This window comes from Mycobacterium sp., from assembly GCF_032161845.1.
Classification (GTDB): Bacteria; Actinomycetota; Actinomycetes; order Mycobacteriales; family Mycobacteriaceae; genus Mycobacterium.
Genome location: NZ_JAVRQA010000035.1, coordinates 1 through 17,095, shown reverse-complemented (window position 1 = coordinate 17,095; position 17,095 = coordinate 1). Strand labels below are relative to the sequence as shown.

Genomic DNA, 17,095 nt, shown 5'->3' with positions numbered 1-17,095 from the left:
CCTGGCGACCGTCCGGTCGCTGCCGGTGGGGGCCTTCGCCGTCATCTCCGCGGCCATCAGTGAGATCCTGGCGCCGGGTCGCAGCACCCACGCCCGGACCCTGACCGGCGCGACGGGCACGGCGCCGAGAAGGTCGAGAGTGACCCGCGCGATGCGCAGCCCGGATCCAATCGCCAACTCCTCGATGGCCTTGGTCATCAACGCCAAAGGTGGTGAACCGTGCTGTATCTCGGCATTCCAGTTGCTGGCGGTGCCCGCCGTCGATTCGAACACCTGGTATTCGCCGTCGGTGCCGAGTCGACGGTAGTGACTGCCGATCACGCAGCGGGCTCCGCGTGGTCTGCTGCAGTTGGCCAGCCGGGATATGGCGGCGGTGTGCCACCGAAGGTGGGGCAGTGCTCGTGGTGGGCGCACCAGTCACACATGCGTGAGGGCTTCGGCGGGAAATCGCCTGTCACGCCGGCAGATTGGATCGCCTGCCACATCGCCATCAACGTCTTCTCGAAGCGCACCAGCTCGTCCAGGTCCGGCGTGTAGTCCAGGACCTGGCCGTCGGCGAGGTATAGCAACCGGAGGCGGGCGGGCAGTACGCCGCGGGACCGCAGAAGCGCCACCGCGTAGAACTTCATCTGGAACATCGCCTTGGCCTCGGCGAGTTCGCGGGTGACCGCGGGGGCCTTGCCCGTCTTGTAGTCCACCACCCGCAGCTCGCCGGTGGCGGCGACGTCGATCCGGTCGACGAAACCGCGCAGCAGCGTGCCATCGGACAGTTCGACTTCCACCCGTTGCTCGCAGCTCTCCGGATCGAACCGCGTCGGATCCTCCAGCCGGTAATAGCCCGACAGAAGCGCGCGGGCCTCGTCGAGCAGCTTGACCTGAACTTCCGGGGTGATGTCGGTGGCGAGCGTGGGGCGCGCCGCGGCGATCTCCTCCCATGCAGGCTCGACCAGGGTGATCGCGGTGTCGGGCACTCGGCTGGCCGCGGGCAGTGCGTACAGCCGTTCCAGCGCGCCGTGCACGACCGATCCACGCACCTGCGCAGGCGACGCAGGCTCTGGCAGTCGGTCGATGGCGCGCAAGCGATACAGCAGCGGGCACTGCTTGAAGTCGCTGGCCCGGGACGGTGACAAGGCCGGCCGCCGAACCGGTGCGTCGTCACTCATGTGCTCGTCCCCTCCCGGGTCGCTTCGCTCCTGCCCTCCGGAGCCTATGACCCGCGACCGACAACCCGGGCACCCGGTGCGGCGGGTCTGCTGGCAGGCTGAACAGCTGTGAAACGCTCCGGTCCGTTCGAAGTCGGCGATCGTGTCCAGCTGACCGACGCGAAGAGTCGGCATTACACGATGGTGCTCGCCGCGGGCGGTGAGTACCACACCCACCGCGGCGGGATCGCGCACGATTCCGTGATCGGGCAGCCCGAAGGCAGCGTGGTGAAGTCGGCCAACGGCGATCCCTTCCTGGTCCTGCGGCCACTGCTCATCGACTATGTGCTGTCGATGCCGCGCGGTGCGCAGGTGATCTATCCGAAGGACGCCGCCCAGATCGTGCACGAGGGGGACATCTTCCCTGGGGCCCGTGTGCTCGAGGCCGGTGCCGGGTCGGGCGCCTTGACGTGCTCGTTGCTGCGGGCGGTCGGTCCGGAGGGCTCCGTGGTGTCCTACGAGGTGCGCGAGGACCACGCGGTGCATGCCGAGCGCAACGTCATGACGTTCTACGGCGAGCGGCCCGCGAACTGGGACCTCCGGATCGCCGACCTGGTGACCTATGACGGGCCAGAGGTCGATCGTGCGGTGCTGGACATGCTGGCGCCTTGGGAGGTGCTCGAGGCGGTCGCGGGCGCCTTGGTCTCCGGCGGTGTCCTGATGGTCTACGTCGCCACGGTGACGCAGCTGTCGCGGGTGGTCGAGGCCATGCGCGAGCAGTTGTGCTGGACCGAGCCGCGTGCCTGGGAGTCGCTACAGCGCGGGTGGGACGTCGTCGGACTCGCGGTGCGCCCACAGCATTCGATGCGCGGTCATACCGCATTCCTGGTCAGTGCCCGCAAGCTCGCGCCGGGCACCGTGACGCCCGCGCCGTACCGCCGCAAGCGGCCAACGGTGTAGCTAACCGGGCGGTGGCGGCCCGGGGACCATCGGCAGCAGCTGGTCGGCGGTGCGCCTGCTGAGCTGCCAGGTGTCGCGGATCGGCGCGAAGTCCATGGGGTAGGTGAACGGGCGGACCACGGGATTGGCCGAGCCGATCGTCACGTCGGCGACGACGTGGCCCGGGTCGCCTGCCCACTGCAGGTTGGTGGCATCGACCGTCAGCGGAGTGAATCCGCTGGCCTCGAGCGCTTCGCCGAAGTTGGTCAGGGCGGCCTCGTCGTCGACCGTGGCGTACTGCACCAAGCCGACCTTCTGCTCAGCGGGAATCGAAGTGTCGGCCAGCCGGTAGAGCACACCCGTCAGCTGGTCGACCGGAGGTAGGGGAGCGACCGTCGGCATCGAGGGCCTCGACGTGCCTGCCGTCGGCCGGTCGGTCTGCGACGTGGCCGAGGGATTTTCATCGGCACACCCCGCAAACCCGAGCGCCGCCACCAAGGTGACGGCGCTCAGGACTGTTGCTGGGGTGCGGCGGATCAGCTCGACGAGGACAGCAGCGCCAGGGCGGACTGCTTCGAGATCTGCCAGCCGGTCGGGCTGGGGCCCGCGACGAAGAGGACCGGCTCGGTCTTCGAGGCGCCGGTGTTCGCCGTAGCCGTGACGTTCGCGGTCGCGCTGCCACCGCCGGAAGCAATGTCGGAATCGATGTCGGCGACGACGAAGCTCAGCGGGAAGTAACCCTTCGCCGCGGCCTTGCTGTACTCGCGGTCGGCGGCGATGCCTTCGATGCGGCCGAGGCCACCCTCGATGTACGTGCCCTTGGCGCCGGAGAACGAGCCTCCGCCGGCGAGGCCGTTGAGGGTCTGCATCAGCGGAGCCTGGAGATCCGGCGCAGGTGCCTGAGGCATCGGGATGCCCATGACGACCGGCTGGATGGCAGCTGTCGTCGACGGCGCGCCCGAGCTCGAGCTCGATGCAATGGAAGTCACACCACCCGCTGCTGCGGCTACGACGGCTGCTGCTGCCACGCCGGTAACGAGGGTTTTCAGGATCACGGCTGTCCTTTCGATCGGCCTAACTCATCATGGAGGCTAACAGTGTTGCTGGTGTGTCGAATTCCTACAGCGCACACAAAGACTGAATCGCCGGTAGCGTTGAAGTTGTTACTGCACCAATTTTCGGTGCGGGAAGGGGCGCAACATGAGTGAGCCAGAGCCCATGTCCAGCGATGACGCTGCCGAATTGGAACAACTCCGCCGCGAAGCCGCTGCGCTGCGCGAGCAGCTCGAGCAGGCGGTTGGGCCCGACAGCGGCCTCCGTAGTGCGCGGGACGTCCATCAACTCGAAGCCCGAATCGACTCCCTCGCGGCGCGCAACGCCAAGCTGATGGACACCCTCAAGGAGGCCCGTCAACAGTTGCTGGCGCTCCGCGAAGAGGTGGATCGACTGGGTCAGCCGCCCAGCGGTTACGGCGTGCTGCTGGCCGCGCACTCCGACGACACCGTCGACGTGTTCACCTCCGGCCGCAAGATGCGGCTGACGTGCTCACCGAACATCGAGGTGGCCGAACTCAAGCAAGGGCAGACGGTCCGCCTCAACGAGGCGCTGACCGTCGTCGAGGCGAACGCGTTCGAGGCAGTCGGCGAGATCAGCACCCTGCGCGAGATCCTGTCCGACGGCCACCGCGCGCTCGTCGTCGGGCACGCCGACGAAGAACGCATCGTCTGGCTCGCCGAACCTCTCGTCGCCGCGGAATTCCTGCCAGAGGAGATCGCCGCCGACGACGACAACGACAACGACCGCAAGCCGAGGAAGCTCCGGCCCGGTGACTCCCTACTGGTCGACACCAAGGCCGGGTACGCCTTCGAGCGCATCCCCAAGGCCGAGGTGGAGGACCTGGTACTCGAGGAGGTGCCCGACGTCAGCTACCACGACATCGGTGGCCTGACTCGGCAGATCGAGCAGATCCGCGACGCCGTGGAACTGCCGTTCCTGCACAAGGACCTCTACCGCGAGTACTCGCTGCGGCCCCCGAAGGGCGTGCTCCTCTACGGTCCCCCCGGGTGCGGCAAGACGCTCATCGCCAAGGCCGTGGCCAACTCGCTCGCCAAGAAGATGGCCGAGGTGCGTGGTGAGGACGCCCGCGAGGCGAAGTCCTACTTCCTCAACATCAAGGGCCCGGAGCTGCTGAACAAGTTCGTCGGCGAGACCGAGCGTCACATCCGGCTGATCTTCCAGCGCGCCAGGGAGAAGGCGTCCGAAGGTACGCCGGTGATCGTGTTCTTCGACGAGATGGACTCCATCTTCCGGACGCGCGGCACCGGGGTGTCCTCCGACGTGGAGACCACCGTCGTCCCACAGCTTCTAAGTGAGATCGACGGTGTCGAAGGCCTGGAGAACGTCATCGTCATCGGTGCCTCCAACCGCGAGGACATGATCGACCCGGCGATCCTGCGGCCCGGCCGCTTGGACGTCAAGATCAAGATCGAGCGCCCGGATGCCGAAGCGGCACAGGACATCTTCTCGAAGTATCTGACCGAGAACCTGCCGGTGAACGCCGACGATCTCGCCGAGTTCGGCGGCGATCGAGGCGCCTGCATCAAGGCGATGATCGAGAAGGTCGTCGACCGGATGTACGCCGAGGTCGACGAGAACCGATTCCTGGAGGTCACCTACGCCAACGGTGACAAGGAGGTCATGTACTTCAAGGACTTCAACTCCGGAGCCATGATCCAGAACGTCGTCGACAAGGCGAAGAAGTTCGCGATCAAGTCGGTGCTGGAAAGCGGCCAGCATGGCCTTCGGATTCAGCATCTGCTCGACTCGATCGTCGATGAATTCGCCGAGAACGAAGACCTGCCCAACACCACGAATCCCGATGACTGGGCCAGGATCTCCGGCAAGAAGGGCGAGCGGATCGTCTACATCCGCACGCTCGTCACCGGTAAGTCGTCGAGTGCCAGCAGGGCCATCGATACCGAGTCGAACCTAGGGCAGTACCTGTAGGCACCCTCTCCCGCGAGCAGACGTAAATGCCCCTCAATTGTCATGATTGAGGGGCATTTACGTCTACTCGCGACGGCTAGCTAGCCGGACGGGCGCCCTCCATCGCCAGATAGGCGTCGCGTCCCGCGAGGCTCACCGCCACGTCGGCGATCAGGGGGTCGAAGAAGCGTTGCCGGTACAGCGGATCGACGCTGGTGCTCACCGTGAAGTAGAGCCCGGACAGGACCGCGACGAACAGCGACATGTGGACGATGGTCTGGGGAATCGGAATGTGAATCCCGAACCACGTTCCGGCGCAAGGTGGTTCACCGATCGCGCAGGTCTGCTCGGCTGACCACAGCACGGCGACGTCGTAGGGCACCGCGATGATGCCGAGGGCGAGGAAGAACGCGAACAGGCCCGAGGTGAAGAACACGACCTGGATCGCCTGGGACACCACCATCACGGCCACGACGTTGATCTGCTCGGCGCGGGACAGCGCGGTGCGCGGAATCCGATCGCCGGGCGCAACGTTCAACGGGGTACCGGCGAGCAGGCTGGCGGAATCGGTCTGTTCGGCGCGGTCGTCGCGCAGCGCACGCACCTCGTCGCGAATCGTGGACACGACGAAGACCAACGCGATGAACGCCAGGAAACCAATGACCTGCCAGAGCCTTTGGCGGGTCATGCGGGCAGCGAGTTGCCACAGTTCGCCGGTGAAGTACACCACCACGGTCAGCATCAGCAGCGGAAGGGCGCGGCTCATCAGGGTGCCGAGCGCGCCCAACTGCACCCAGGCGAACCGGAACGCCCATCCGACGATCGCGCCGAAGCCGATGTAGGTGAGCCAGATCGCCAGCAGGGTGATGGCGACGAACGCAGGAGCCTCGGCCGCGGCGGCGCCGGACCATCCGCTGACCGTCACGGGCATCACGACGACGAAGATCGCCATCACCATCAGTGCGGCCGTCCGGCGGCCCACCTCACCGCGCGTCGTATCGAGGCGATGAAGTAGATACAGCGCGAACGGTGCGGCGACCAGAACCGCCGCGATGATGCCGAGGCGCACCGAGTAGCCGTAGTCCGGGGAGCCGCCGGTGACCTCGGCCAACAGCATGGTCACGGCGGTGAGCGCGCCGACCCCGCTGACCATCGGGGCGGACCGCGCGATGAGATCACGTGAGCGCACCCGCCTGGCGAGCACCAATGGCAGGCCGCGATGCAGAAACCACTCGTGGACCTGCTGCATGTCGGGCACGGCAAACATTGTGATGGACTGGTGGCCGCTATGGCGAGAAGACTCACGGCGAACTGGGGCATATCGGCCAGATCCGCGTTCGTCGCGGCGGCGGTGGTGTTCGTGGCCCTCGGTATCGCGGGGGCCGGGCTCGCGGCGATTCTCTACCGAACCATGTTGTCCGGCATCGACTCCGCGGCGGCCAATCGGGTCGGCGAGGTGGCTCAGCAAGTCTCGAGCGGGGGAGCGGCGGGCATCGACCCGGCGATGCTGCAGACCGACCAGCGGATCGTGGCAATTCAGGTGATCGCCCAGGACGGCACGGTGGTCCGGCGATCTCCGTCGGCGCCGGACACGCCCCTCGTCGCGATGAAGGACTTGGGTGACGGGCTTCGCATCGGAATGCCCGAACAGTCCTCGCCCTTCGGCCGGATCCGCTTCAGTGCTCAAACCGTGGCTGGACCCGACGCCCGCTACACGATCCTCGTCGGGGAGGGCAGCGCGGCGATCGTGTCGACCGTGTGGGCCGTCGTCGTCGCGTTGGCGATCGCCGCGCCGGTGGTGATCGCCGTGTCCGCGGCGGCCACCTACGTCCTGGTGCGTCGCTCCATGAAGTCGGTCGACGACATCCGATCCCGGGTTGCCGACATCACCACGTCGGATCTCGCCGAGCGTGTTCCGGTGCCCGACAGCCGCGACGAGATCGCGGCCCTGGCGGTCACGATGAACGAGATGCTCGCGCGCATCGAGGCGGGCCACGACGCACAGCAGCGATTCATCGGCGACGCGTCGCACGAGTTGCGAAGCCCCTTGACGACCATCATCTCGGCCCTCGAGGTGGCGGTGGCCCACCCGGAAGTGCTCAGCGGCGACCTCGCCACCACCACGCTGATGCCAGAGGCCCTGCGGATGAAGGCGCTCATCGACGACCTGCTGCTGCTCGCCAAAGCCGACGAACGTGGTCTCGACATCGCCCGCGAGGACGTCGACCTCGACGATCTCGCGGCTGCGGAACTCGATCGCCTGCGTCGCCAGATCGATCTCGACGTGCATGCCGACCTGGCCCCGGCTCGGCTGACGGGGGATCCGGCTGCGTTGTCCAGGGTGTTGCGCAACCTGCTGAACAATGCTGTCCGACATGCCGTTTCGCGGGTGGAAGTCGTGGTTCGGCAGGGCGCCGATCGCGTCGAGGTGGAGGTCTGTGACGACGGACCGGGAATCGCAGCGGCAGACCGACAGCGCGTCTTCGATCGCTTCGTGCGGCTGGATCAGGAGAGGTCGAGAAGTTCCGGCGGCACGGGCCTTGGCCTGGCGATCGTGCGGGAGATCGTGATGGCCCACGGCGGGCAGGTCACCATCGGCTCCGGTATCGGCACGGCCATCGGCTCCGGGACGAAGGTGACGGTTCAGCTGCCCCTTACCGAGCCGCCCGAGTCGAGTCGGTAGCCGGCCCCGCGGACGGTCTCGATCGTCTTGGTGCCGAACGGAATGTCGATCTTGCGGCGCACGTAGCCGATGTACACCTCGACGACGTTGTCGGCGCCGTCGTAGTTGGCATCCCAGACGCCCTGCAGGATCTCGGACTTGGTGACGACGGTGTCCTTGTTGCGCAGCAAGTATTCGAGCAGGCCGTACTCCCGTGGGGTCAGCGAGATGGTGGTGTCATCGCGCTGCACCTCCCTGCGGGACGGATCCAGCGTCAACGATCCGGCCGTGAGCACGGCCGGTCGTTGAGGTCGCGCTCGCCGCACCAGGGCCCGCAGTCGTGCCACCAGCACGATGAACGAGAAGGGCTTCGTCAGATAGTCGTCGGCGCCGAGGTCGAAGGCGTCGGTCTGGTCATACTCGCCGTCCTTGGCGGTCAGCATCAGCACCGGGGTCCAGACTCCGCGGGCCCGCATGCGCCGCAGCACTTCATAGCCGTTGAGACCGGGCAGCATGTTGTCGAGGACGATTACGTCGTAGTCGTCCTCGACGGCGTGGGACAGTCCGTCGACCCCCGTCGGGACGGCCACGACCGCGAATCCCTCGGCGCGCAGCCCAATCGTCAGGGTCGACGCCAGGAGCGGTTCGTCTTCGACGATCAGGACTTTCATGTCGTCCCCGATTCTTCCAGCACGAGCCAACCCCCTAGGCTGAGGGCATGCAACGGATCATCGGTACCGAGGTCGAGTACGGCATCTCCTCGCCGTCCGATCCGACCGCGAATCCGATCTTGACGTCCACCCAGGCGGTCCTCGCCTACGCCGCCGCCGCGGGTATCCAGCGGGCAAAGCGGACGCGGTGGGACTACGAGGTGGAATCGCCCCTGCGCGACGCCCGTGGCTTCGATCTGAGCCGGGCCAGCGGGCCGCCGCCCATCGTGGACGCCGACGAGGTCGGAGCCGCAAACATGATTCTGACCAACGGCGCTCGGCTCTACGTCGATCATGCCCACCCCGAGTACTCGGCGCCGGAGGTGACCGATCCGCTGGATGCGGTCATCTGGGACAAGGCGGGCGAGCGCGTGATGGAGGCGGCGGCGCGGCACGTCGCCAGCGTGCCAGGGGCGGTCAAACTGCAGCTCTACAAGAACAACGTGGACGGCAAGGGCGCGTCTTACGGAACGCACGAGAACTACCTGATGAGCCGCCAGACCCCGTTCTCCGCGGTGATCGCCGGCCTCACCCCGTTCCTGGTGTCGCGCCAGGTCGTCACCGGCTCCGGCCGCGTCGGCATCGGCCCCGCGGGCGACGAGCCTGGCTTCCAGCTCTCGCAGCGCGCCGATTACATCGAGGTCGAGGTCGGTCTCGAGACCACCCTGAAGCGCGGCATCATCAACACCCGTGACGAGCCTCATGCCGACGCCGACAAGTACCGGCGCCTGCACGTCATCATCGGTGACGCCAACCTGGCCGAGACGTCCACGTATCTGAAGGTCGGAACCACCTCGCTGGTGCTCGACCTCATCGAAGAGGGGCCGGCCCACGGGTTGGACCTCTCCGATCTGGCGTTGGCGCGCCCCGTTCACGCCGTGCACGTGGTGAGCCGCGACCCGTCGCTGCGCGCCACCATCGCACTGTCCGACGGTCGTGAGCTGACCGCCCTTGCGCTGCAACGGATCTACCTCGACCGGGTGGCCAAGTTGGTCGACGCGCGCGATCCCGACCCCACTGCCACGCGCGTGCTCGAAACCTGGGCGGGCGTGCTCGACCTGCTCGAGCGCGACCCGATGGAGTGCGCCGAGATCCTCGACTGGCCCGCCAAACTGCGGCTCCTCGAAGGCTTCCGGCAGCGGGAGAACCTCGGCTGGTCGGCGCCGCGCCTGCACCTTGTCGACCTGCAGTACTCGGACGTCCGCCTCGACAAGGGGCTCTACAACCGGCTGGTGGCACGCGGTTCGATGAAGCGCCTCGTCACGGAGCAGCAGGTGATCGACGCCGTCGACAATCCGCCCACCGACACCCGTGCGTACTTCCGCGGTGAGTGCCTGCGCAGGTTCGGTGCCGACATCGCGGCGGCCAGCTGGGACTCGGTGATCTTCGACCTCGGCGGCGACGCACTGGTGCGAATTCCCACCCTTGAGCCGCTGCGCGGAAGCAAAGCGCACGTGGGGGCGTTGCTCGACTCGGTGGACAGTGCGGCCGAACTCGTCGCGCAGCTCACGACCTGACAACCGGCATTCTGGCCATCGCCCGGTAGGGTGGAAGAACCGGCGGGCCCTGTGAGTCCGCTGACGAGCGCTTGCGCGAGGAATCGACAAGCACTGAAGACGAGCAGGAGGCAGCGATGGCTCAGGAGCAGACCAAGCGTGGTGGCGGCGGCGGCGATGACGACGACCCCACCGGCAGTACTGCGGCTGGCCAGGAGCGTCGCGAGAAGCTCACCGAGGAGACCGACGATCTGCTTGACGAGATCGACGACGTGCTCGAAGAGAACGCGGAGGACTTCGTTCGCGCGTACGTCCAAAAGGGCGGACAGTGACCTGGCCGCATAACGATCGGCCGTCACCTTCCCCTCAGATCCCCGGACTTCCCGGATCGCATTTGCCTTCGATGGACACGTCGTCGTTCTCCGAATTGCTGCGTCTGCAGGCACCGCACCTGCTGCCCGCCGGCGTCCCGGTCGACAACGTTCCTCTCGGCAATGCCATGCCGGTCTCGAATGCGGTGCCGCATGGCACCACCATCGTGGCGATCAAGTTTCCCGGTGGGGTGATGATCGCCGGTGATCGCCGGTCGACGCAGGGCAACATGATTGCTGGGCGTGACGTGCAGAAGATTCACGTCACCGACGACTACACCGCAACGGGCATCGCGGGCACCGCGGCGATCGCGGTGGAGTTCGCCCGCCTCTACGCCGTTGAGCTCGAGCACTACGAGAAGCTCGAGGGCGTTGCACTGACGTTCGCAGGCAAGGTCAACCGGCTGGCGATCATGGTGCGCGGCAATCTCGGCGCGGCATTGCAGGGTTTCGTGGCGCTGCCGCTGCTGGTCGGCTACGACCTCGACGATCCCGATCCCCGGGGCGCCGGACGCATCGTGTCCTTCGACGCCGCAGGTGGCTGGAACGTCGAGCTCGAGGGTTACCAGTCGGTGGGGTCGGGCTCGATCTTCGCGAAGTCGTCGATCAAGAAGCTGTACTCCCGCGTGACGGATGCCGAATCGGCGCTCAGCGTGGCCATCGAGGCTCTCTACGACGCAGCGGACGACGACTCGGCAACCGGCGGCCCAGACCTGGTGCGCGGCATCTACCCGACCGCGGTGGTGATCAGAGCCGAGGGCGCGGAGGAAATCACCGAGGCCCACATCGCCGAGTTGGCGCGCGACGTCGTCGAACGCCGGTCTAGCGACACATCTTTCAGTATTGATGACGGGACGGTCGAGCTGTGAGCTTCCCGTATTTCATCTCACCCGAGCAGGCGATGCGGGAGCGTTCGGATCTCGCGCGCAAGGGCATCTCGCGCGGGCGCAGCGTCATTGCGCTGGCGTATTCCGGTGGCGTGCTGTTCGTCGCCGAGAACCCGTCGCGATCGCTGCAGAAGGTGTCCGAGTTGTACGACCGGGTCGGCTTCGCCGCGGTCGGGCGTTTCAACGAGTTCGACAACCTGCGCCGCGGCGGTATTCAGCTCGCCGACACGCAGGGGTACGCCTACTCCCGGCGCGACGTCACCGGGCGTCAGCTGGCCAACCGCTATGCCCAGGCGCTCGGCACGATCTTCACCGAGCAGGCCAAGCCCTACGAGGTCGAACTCTGCGTCGCCGAGGTGGCCCACTTCGGCGAGACGAAACCGCCTGAGCTGTACCGCATCACCTACGACGGCTCCATCGCCGACGAACCGCACTTCGTCGTGATGGGCGGTACCACCGAGCCGATCATCACCGCGTTGAACGACTCGTTCACCGAGAATGCCAGCTTGAGCGAGGCAGCGAAGATCGCCGTCGACGCGCTCAAGGCCGGCATCGCCGACGGCGCAGGCAACGGCGCTGAACCCCGCACTCTCGGGCCGTCGACGCTGGAGATCGCGATCCTCGACGCCAACCGTCCACGGCGGGCGTTCCGCCGCATCACGGGTTCGGCGCTGGAAGCACTTCTCCCGGTTGAGGAATCAGAGCGCTCCGACTAGGTCGCGGTCAATGCGTCGACCACCGCCTCTGGGTCGGTGCGATCCCGAAAGAGCTGCCACAGCGTGTCGGCCAACGCGTCGGGACTCAGGGTGGATGCCGTGATGTTCCCGAACGCATCGGGGTGCTCGAGCATCGTCCGATGGATGTCACCCCGCTCGATCAGGCCACCGATGGTCAGCGTTCCGGCGTACACCCCATCCTTGGCAAGCGCGGCGTGGAGGGTGAGGGCGTAGGTGCGGAGGGCTGCCGCAGCCAACGCCAGACCACCAAGGGGTGGCATGGGAACGACGCTGCTCAGGCCGCCGGCGAACAGAAGGCCGCCGCTGCCGCGGCTCGTCAATTCGGGCAGTATCAACGACGCGAAGTCCACCGCGGGCACCACACCGAGCAGGGCGGTCCTCGCGCCTGCGGCGTCAAGCTCGGTGATGCCTGCCACTGGGACCGCTGCGGCGGGTCCGTAATAGCCCACGTCGATCCGGCCAAAGTGTGCGCGAGCAGCACCGACGGCCTCGCGAAGGGCTGCTGAGTCCGTCGCGTCCGCGACGAATGCCGCGGCGTCGATGTCCGCGGCGGCGAGTGACTGCAAATAGTCGCCGTGCCGGTCGGCGGAGCGGGAGATCAAGGCGACGGCGTAGCCCTCGGATCCGAAGCGGTGAGCCACCGACAGTCCGAGGCCCGGGCCCGCCCCCACCACCACGAGAACGGGGCGAGCAGAAGTTGAGGTCATACTCAACTTATTAGCACAACATGAGGCTCGGCTCAACTTATGTATCATCGGTCCATGTCCGGTGCCATGCGTGCCGATGCGGTGCGCAACCGCGACCGGCTGACGGCCGCGGCGGCCGAGTTGTTCGCCGAACGCGGTGTGGACGTGCCGCTCGACGAGGTCGCGCGGCGTGCGGGCGTGAGTATCGGCACCCTGTACAACCACTTTCCGAACCGTGGCGCGCTACTCGACGCGGTACTGCCAAATCAGCTGGCTGCGTTCGACGCGCTGGCCCAGGTCGCCGCCGCCGACCCCGACGTCTGGAACGGGTTCGTTCAGTTCCTCGATGGCGTATTCGTCATGCAAGCCAGGGACCGTGCCATGAACGAGGCGATAGCCCGCAGCCCGGTGGGCACCGTCGACGTCGCCGCCGAGTGCGGCAGGGCCGGGGGAGTGTTGGATGCCGTCGCGCAGCGGGCCCGGGACGCCGGGGTGTTGCGGCCCGACTTCGGTGCCGCCGATCTGGCCACGCTGGTGTGGGCGATGTCGAAGGTGATCTCGATGTCCGGCGGCGATGACGCGGTCTGGCGTCGCCATCTCGGCTTCATGCTGGATGGGCTGCGCTCGGGGGTGTGAATTCTGTTCGCGCAGTGGGCGCGACGTCACTCGATTTCGTCGGCGTCGTCGTTCCTGCCGGTGGCGATCTCCTTGATCTTGTCCACCGAGTGGGTGGCGATGTCCAGCGAGCTCGCGACGATGCCCTCGACGCCCGCCGAGACGTCGCCCTTGATGATGTGGCCCGCGCTGTCGACGATGTCGGCGGACTTCTCGACGGCGTTCGTCGCGATGTCCCTGACCGATTCGATTGCGTCCTTCGGGTTGAAGCCCATCAGATTCTCCTCTTCACGACGACTTTCGGTTGACTGTAGACCCTGACGTCACCTGCCGACGGTCAGCCGGCCAGCACGATGTGCGCGCGGTCGCCGGTGATGACCGCAAGCACGTTGCGCCACGCGTCGGACGCCGGCGCGCTCAACACGTCGGTGTGCGCGTTGAGGCCCGCCATCGGTCGACCATCGTCGTAACGGCCTGTCGCCAAATGGATTACGCCGGACATCTCGTCCGGGTCGGCGCCGTGCGGACCACCGGGGAGGCCCTGAACGAGCTGGATGGGATCGCCTGGCGCCGTCATCGAGAACCGCAACACGTGTGGGTTTCGGTTGTGCCAGTCGTCGGGACCGTCGACCCCGAAGCCCGCGCCCGCCGCGGCGGCGTACAGGGTCCGGTCGGCCGTCAGCCCCAACGCCTCCGCCGTGCCGAGGATCGATCCGCCGTAGGAGTGCCCGACGTAGGTGACGGGTATCCGCCTGCCCCCAGCATGGGTCACGGCGTCGACGTCTCGGCTGAACGCCACCAGTCGCGGCGCCATGTTCATCGCGAAACGCGGACTGGCCGCCTCGACGAGCGCCCCGACCACGTTGTCATCGCCGGGAAACGGGCCGCCGAGGAAGGTGATGGCGGCGACTTCGCCGCGGGTCGCGGACACGAACTGACGAGCGGATTTGGTACTCGCCGCGGAACCATCGATCGTGGTGTTCATCCCGGGAACCAGCACCGCGAGGCTGCTCGCCATGGCCAGGTCACCGTTGAGTTCGATCAGCGATTCGCGCGCTGGATCGAACGCCAGGATCTTGCGGTCGATGCGGTGCCCGGTGCCGGTGGGGTCCTCGATCTCGCCGAGCAAACCCCGGTAGAAGGTGGTGCGCTCGGACGACTGGTGGTCACCCAGTCGATCGACGACGGCCTGCGCGATGTTGGTGCGATTGGCGGCGACCCTGACGTCCCACGGCACCCCATTGGTATTGCCAAGGGCGGGGTCCGTGGTCCGGCCCATCGAGTCGAAGGCGTCGCGGACGTCCCTTGCGGCGTCCGCGTCGGCCGCCCCGAGCGCATCCAACGCGTCGGTGATCTGCCGCGACAGTTCGGTGCCACGCGCCGCCAGCAGATCCACGGCCACCCCGGCATCGTTGCCCGCCAACATGATCAGCAGTGCCGAGGGCGGCGCCGCGGGCAGCACCGATCCGTCGTCCCCGACCAGGAAGCCCTCTTCGCCTGCCACCTCGACGAGCGCCTCGACATGGGCCTGCGCTGCAGCGAGCTGACCGGCTCCGTCGCGGGCCGCGACCGCCGCAAGGACCAGGGCCCTGGCGATGGCGTCGCCCTCCGCGGCGAAGCCTTCGGCGTCGTGTCGCGCCGCGTCGGCGCTGGACCCCGACCACACCGGTCCGGTGCCCTGCCCTGCCTTCGAGGCCGCGGTGGCTTCGCCATGGATGACGCGGGCGGCCTCGTCCCACGAATCGGCCAGCTCTCGCAGTGCGTCCGGGCGCCACGCCCTGGCCTGAATCAGCGACGGCCGGCTCATCGCGACCCGCCGAGCCGATCTGCGTGACGAACTTCGGTCTGCTCGATGGCCGTCGCGGCCGCGCGCACGGTCGCCGCCCAGGTGCGCAGGTGAGCGACGACGTCGGCGAGGCGATCCTCGGCGACGTGGAGCGCGGTGGTCGAGCTGACGGCGGATCCGACCAGCGCGTCCGAAGCCATCGTGGGCCAACGGATCTCATCGAGTCGATCGGCGCCCTCGAGTACCTGGTCGGCGATGGCCCGCACCGCCGTTGCGTCCATCCGCACAGTCCCCATGCCCGATGGTGACCAACGGGACGCCCGGTCCGCTCGATTCATCCACAGGGGCGGAAACCGGTGCTCATCGGTTGCGTTTACGAAACGCGCGGCGGGTGTCAAGACGTGCTGGACCGGTAACCCGTAAGCTCGACTAGGTGCAGCGGCGAATCATGGGGATCGAGACAGAATTCGGTGTGACGTGCACTTTTCATGGCCACCGACGCCTGTCTCCCGACGAAGTTGCCCGTTACCTCTTCCGGCGCGTGGTCTCGTGGGGCCGCAGTTCCAACGTATTTCTGCGCAATGGCGCGCGCCTCTACCTCGACGTCGGCTCCCATCCCGAGTATGCGACCGCCGAATGTGACAGCCTCGTTCAGCTCGTCACCCACGATCGCGCGGGTGAGCGGGTCCTCGAGGACCTTCTGATCGATGCCGAACAGCGGCTCGCCGACGAAGGCATCGGTGGCGACATCTACCTGTTCAAGAACAACACCGACTCCGCGGGCAACTCCTACGGCTGCCACGAGAACTACCTGATCGTGCGGGCCGGCGAGTTCTCCAGGATCTCGGACGTCCTGCTGCCGTTCCTCGTCACGCGCCAATTGATCTGCGGCGCGGGCAAAGTGCTGCAGACGCCGAAGGCCGCCGCGTTTTGCCTGAGCCAGCGTGCCGAGCACATCTGGGAGGGCGTCTCGAGCGCGACCACCCGCAGCAGGCCGATCATCAACACCCGCGACGAACCGCACGCCGACGCCGAGAAGTACCGTCGCCTGCACGTCATCGTCGGCGACTCCAACATGTGCGAGTCCACCACCATGCTCAAGGTGGGCACCGCCGCCCTGGTGCTCGAGATGATCGAGGCGGGCGTGCCCTTCCGCGACTTCTCGCTCGACAACCCAATCCGCGCGATCCGCGAAGTCAGCCACGATCTGACGGGCCGCAGGCCGGTGCGACTCGCCGGTGGTCGGCAGGCCAGTGCGCTCGACATTCAGCGGGAGTACTACAGCCGCGCCGTCGAACACCTGCAGACCCGCGAGCCCAACGCCCAGATCGAGCAGGTCGTCGATCTGTGGGGTCGGCAGCTCGACGCAGTGGAAGCCCAGGACTTCGCCAAGGTCGACACCGAGATCGACTGGGTCATCAAGAAGAAGCTGTTCGAGCGCTATCAGGACCGGTACGACATGGAGTTGTCGGATCCGAAGATCGCGCAGCTCGACCTCGCCTACCACGACATCAAGCGCGGTCGCGGCGTGTTCGATCTGCTGCAGCGCAAGGGCTTGGCCGCCCGCATCACGACCGACGAGGACATCGACGCGGCGGTCAACGAGCCGCCGCAGACCACCCGCGCCAAGCTTCGGGGCGAGTTCATCAGCGCCGCGCAAGCGGCGGGCCGCGACTTCACCGTTGACTGGGTGCACCTCAAACTCAACGATCAGGCGCAGCGCACGGTGTTGTGCAAGGACCCGTTCCGGTCGGTCGACGAGCGGGTCAAGCGGCTCATCGCCAGCATGTGACGGGGCACTAAGCTCATCCGGCGGGCAGGAGCTGAGCGACACGGGATTAAGCTCTCCGGGTGGGGATCTCCAAAGTCGAGCGGATGATGAATCTGGTCATCGCGCTCCTATCCACCCGCACGTTCATCACGGCCGAGCGGATCCGCGAAACCGTGTCCGGCTACTCCGAGAGCCCCAGCGACGAGGCCTTCTCGCGGATGTTCGAGCGGGACAAGAACGAGCTGCGCGATCTCGGCATCCCGCTGGAGACCGGTCGGGTGTCGTCGCTGGATCCGACCGAGGGCTAC

The 17,095-nt window shown here is 67.0% G+C and carries 19 protein-coding genes and 1 pseudogene; 10 read left to right on the top strand and 10 right to left on the bottom strand.

The annotated features are described in order from the left end of the window. Together QOD90_RS02225 and QOD90_RS02220 are read right to left on the bottom strand one after the other, a co-directional pair. A partial coding sequence (locus tag QOD90_RS02225) for an acyl-CoA thioesterase domain-containing protein (RefSeq protein ID WP_526346239.1) occupies positions 1 to 321 on the bottom strand: 321 nt, incomplete at its 3' end. Then, the gene (locus tag QOD90_RS02220) at positions 318 to 1,163 is read right to left on the bottom strand and encodes a RecB family exonuclease (protein WP_526346237.1); all 846 of its coding nucleotides are present in this window, start codon (positions 1,161 to 1,163) and stop codon (positions 318 to 320) included. The genes QOD90_RS02220 and QOD90_RS02225, both read right to left, overlap by 4 nt. A gap of 108 nt (positions 1,164 to 1,271) precedes the next feature. On the opposite strand from QOD90_RS02220, the gene QOD90_RS02215 reads away from it, so the two are divergent. Next, positions 1,272 to 2,102, top strand: a complete 831-nt coding sequence (locus tag QOD90_RS02215; protein WP_526346235.1) for a class I SAM-dependent methyltransferase — start codon at positions 1,272 to 1,274, stop codon at positions 2,100 to 2,102. On the opposite strand, the gene lppK is transcribed toward QOD90_RS02215, so the two are convergent. Both lppK and QOD90_RS02205 read right to left on the bottom strand, forming a co-directional pair. Beyond that, the gene (lppK, locus tag QOD90_RS02210; protein ID WP_526346241.1) at positions 2,103 to 2,618 is read right to left on the bottom strand and encodes a lipoprotein LppK; all 516 of its coding nucleotides are present in this window, start codon (positions 2,616 to 2,618) and stop codon (positions 2,103 to 2,105) included. Beyond that, entirely contained in the window at positions 2,618 to 3,136 is a 519-nt protein-coding gene (locus QOD90_RS02205; protein ID WP_526346233.1) for an MTB12 family secreted protein, read from the bottom strand. The genes lppK and QOD90_RS02205 overlap by 1 nt, the downstream gene beginning before the upstream one ends. A gap of 145 nt (positions 3,137 to 3,281) precedes the next feature. Between QOD90_RS02205 and arc the strand changes: the two genes are divergently transcribed. Then, positions 3,282 to 5,087, top strand: coding sequence for a proteasome ATPase (gene arc, locus QOD90_RS02200; RefSeq protein ID WP_526346231.1), 1,806 nt, complete (start codon positions 3,282 to 3,284; stop codon positions 5,085 to 5,087). Between the two features lie 76 nt (positions 5,088 to 5,163). Here the strand turns inward: arc and QOD90_RS02195 are convergent, their stop codons facing one another. Then, positions 5,164 to 6,333 (bottom strand): hypothetical protein, encoded by a 1,170-nt coding sequence (locus tag QOD90_RS02195; protein ID WP_526346229.1) that lies wholly within the window; start codon positions 6,331 to 6,333, stop codon positions 5,164 to 5,166. A gap of 21 nt (positions 6,334 to 6,354) precedes the next feature. On the opposite strand from QOD90_RS02195, the gene QOD90_RS02190 reads away from it, so the two are divergent. After that, on the top strand, positions 6,355 to 7,749 hold the full coding sequence (locus tag QOD90_RS02190; protein ID WP_526346227.1) for a sensor histidine kinase: 1,395 nt from the start codon (positions 6,355 to 6,357) through the stop codon (positions 7,747 to 7,749). Here the strand turns inward: QOD90_RS02190 and QOD90_RS02185 are convergent. Then, positions 7,710 to 8,399 carry a response regulator transcription factor gene (locus QOD90_RS02185; RefSeq protein WP_526346225.1) on the bottom strand — a complete coding sequence of 230 codons (690 nt, stop codon included), beginning with the start codon at positions 8,397 to 8,399 and terminating at the stop codon, positions 7,710 to 7,712. The two genes, QOD90_RS02190 and QOD90_RS02185, sit on opposite strands and share 40 nt — an antisense overlap. 47 nt (positions 8,400 to 8,446) lie before the next feature. Between QOD90_RS02185 and dop the strand changes: the two genes are divergently transcribed. The 4 genes from dop (at position 8,447) to prcA (ending at position 11,908) form a co-directional block, all read left to right on the top strand. Then, positions 8,447 to 9,955 (top strand): depupylase/deamidase Dop, encoded by a 1,509-nt coding sequence (gene dop, locus QOD90_RS02180; RefSeq protein WP_526346223.1) that lies wholly within the window; start codon positions 8,447 to 8,449, stop codon positions 9,953 to 9,955. Positions 9,956 to 10,071: 116 nt separating this feature from the next. Continuing rightward, positions 10,072 to 10,266: a ubiquitin-like protein Pup gene (locus tag QOD90_RS02175; protein WP_066830357.1), complete on the top strand. Its 195-nt coding sequence runs from the start codon at positions 10,072 to 10,074 to the stop codon at positions 10,264 to 10,266. Next, positions 10,263 to 11,174, top strand: a complete 912-nt coding sequence (prcB, locus tag QOD90_RS02170) for a proteasome subunit beta (RefSeq protein ID WP_526346221.1) — start codon at positions 10,263 to 10,265, stop codon at positions 11,172 to 11,174. The genes QOD90_RS02175 and prcB overlap by 4 nt, the downstream gene beginning before the upstream one ends. Next, on the top strand, positions 11,171 to 11,908 hold the full coding sequence (gene prcA, locus QOD90_RS02165) for a proteasome subunit alpha (protein WP_526346219.1): 738 nt from the start codon (positions 11,171 to 11,173) through the stop codon (positions 11,906 to 11,908). Before prcB ends, prcA begins: the two co-directional genes overlap by 4 nt. Here the strand turns inward: prcA and QOD90_RS02160 are convergent. Then, entirely contained in the window at positions 11,905 to 12,636 is a 732-nt protein-coding gene (locus tag QOD90_RS02160) for an SDR family NAD(P)-dependent oxidoreductase (RefSeq protein WP_526346217.1), read from the bottom strand. The genes prcA and QOD90_RS02160 overlap by 4 nt on opposite strands. A 54-nt stretch (positions 12,637 to 12,690) precedes the next feature. On the opposite strand from QOD90_RS02160, the gene QOD90_RS02155 reads away from it, so the two are divergent. Then, positions 12,691 to 13,251 (top strand): TetR/AcrR family transcriptional regulator, encoded by a 561-nt coding sequence (locus QOD90_RS02155; RefSeq protein WP_526346215.1) that lies wholly within the window; start codon positions 12,691 to 12,693, stop codon positions 13,249 to 13,251. A 26-nt stretch (positions 13,252 to 13,277) separates the two neighbouring features. On the opposite strand, the gene QOD90_RS02150 is transcribed toward QOD90_RS02155, so the two are convergent. From QOD90_RS02150 to QOD90_RS02140, 3 genes are all read right to left on the bottom strand, one after another. Beyond that, positions 13,278 to 13,505: an Rv1893 family protein gene (locus QOD90_RS02150; RefSeq protein ID WP_526346213.1), complete on the bottom strand. Its 228-nt coding sequence runs from the start codon at positions 13,503 to 13,505 to the stop codon at positions 13,278 to 13,280. Between the two features lie 62 nt (positions 13,506 to 13,567). Beyond that, positions 13,568 to 15,037: an alpha/beta hydrolase gene (locus QOD90_RS02145; RefSeq protein ID WP_526346211.1), complete on the bottom strand. Its 1,470-nt coding sequence runs from the start codon at positions 15,035 to 15,037 to the stop codon at positions 13,568 to 13,570. Continuing rightward, positions 15,034 to 15,312, bottom strand: coding sequence for a DUF7162 family protein (locus tag QOD90_RS02140; RefSeq protein ID WP_526346209.1), 279 nt, complete (start codon positions 15,310 to 15,312; stop codon positions 15,034 to 15,036). Before QOD90_RS02140 ends, QOD90_RS02145 begins: the two co-directional genes overlap by 4 nt. Positions 15,313 to 15,449: 137 nt before the next feature. On the opposite strand from QOD90_RS02140, the gene pafA reads away from it, so the two are divergent. Together pafA and QOD90_RS02130 are read left to right on the top strand one after the other, a co-directional pair. Next, entirely contained in the window at positions 15,450 to 16,808 is a 1,359-nt protein-coding gene (gene pafA, locus QOD90_RS02135; RefSeq protein WP_526346207.1) for a Pup--protein ligase, read from the top strand. A gap of 59 nt (positions 16,809 to 16,867) precedes the next feature. Further along, positions 16,868 to 17,095 (top strand): annotated as a pseudogene (locus tag QOD90_RS02130) (helix-turn-helix transcriptional regulator); the annotation flags it as partial.

What these genes read in the sequence shown, in the direction of transcription:
- QOD90_RS02140 (WP_526346209.1), bottom strand. Translation starts at nt 15,312, where the DNA reads ATGGGGACTGTGCGGATGGACGCAACGGCGGTGCGGGCCATCGCCGAC.
- QOD90_RS02145 (WP_526346211.1), bottom strand. Translation starts at nt 15,037, where the DNA reads ATGAGCCGGCCGTCGCTGATTCAGGCCAGGGCGTGGCGCCCGGACGCA.
- arc (WP_526346231.1), top strand. Translation starts at nt 3,282, where the DNA reads ATGAGTGAGCCAGAGCCCATGTCCAGCGATGACGCTGCCGAATTGGAA.
- QOD90_RS02220 (WP_526346237.1), bottom strand. Translation starts at nt 1,163, where the DNA reads ATGAGTGACGACGCACCGGTTCGGCGGCCGGCCTTGTCACCGTCCCGG.
- QOD90_RS02195 (WP_526346229.1), bottom strand. Translation starts at nt 6,333, where the DNA reads ATGTTTGCCGTGCCCGACATGCAGCAGGTCCACGAGTGGTTTCTGCAT.
- QOD90_RS02185 (WP_526346225.1), bottom strand. Translation starts at nt 8,399, where the DNA reads ATGAAAGTCCTGATCGTCGAAGACGAACCGCTCCTGGCGTCGACCCTG.
- dop (WP_526346223.1), top strand. Translation starts at nt 8,447, where the DNA reads ATGCAACGGATCATCGGTACCGAGGTCGAGTACGGCATCTCCTCGCCG.
- QOD90_RS02175 (WP_066830357.1), top strand. Translation starts at nt 10,072, where the DNA reads ATGGCTCAGGAGCAGACCAAGCGTGGTGGCGGCGGCGGCGATGACGAC.
- QOD90_RS02155 (WP_526346215.1), top strand. Translation starts at nt 12,691, where the DNA reads ATGTCCGGTGCCATGCGTGCCGATGCGGTGCGCAACCGCGACCGGCTG.
- QOD90_RS02160 (WP_526346217.1), bottom strand. Translation starts at nt 12,636, where the DNA reads ATGACCTCAACTTCTGCTCGCCCCGTTCTCGTGGTGGTGGGGGCGGGC.
- QOD90_RS02190 (WP_526346227.1), top strand. Translation starts at nt 6,355, where the DNA reads ATGGCGAGAAGACTCACGGCGAACTGGGGCATATCGGCCAGATCCGCG.
- QOD90_RS02150 (WP_526346213.1), bottom strand. Translation starts at nt 13,505, where the DNA reads ATGGGCTTCAACCCGAAGGACGCAATCGAATCGGTCAGGGACATCGCG.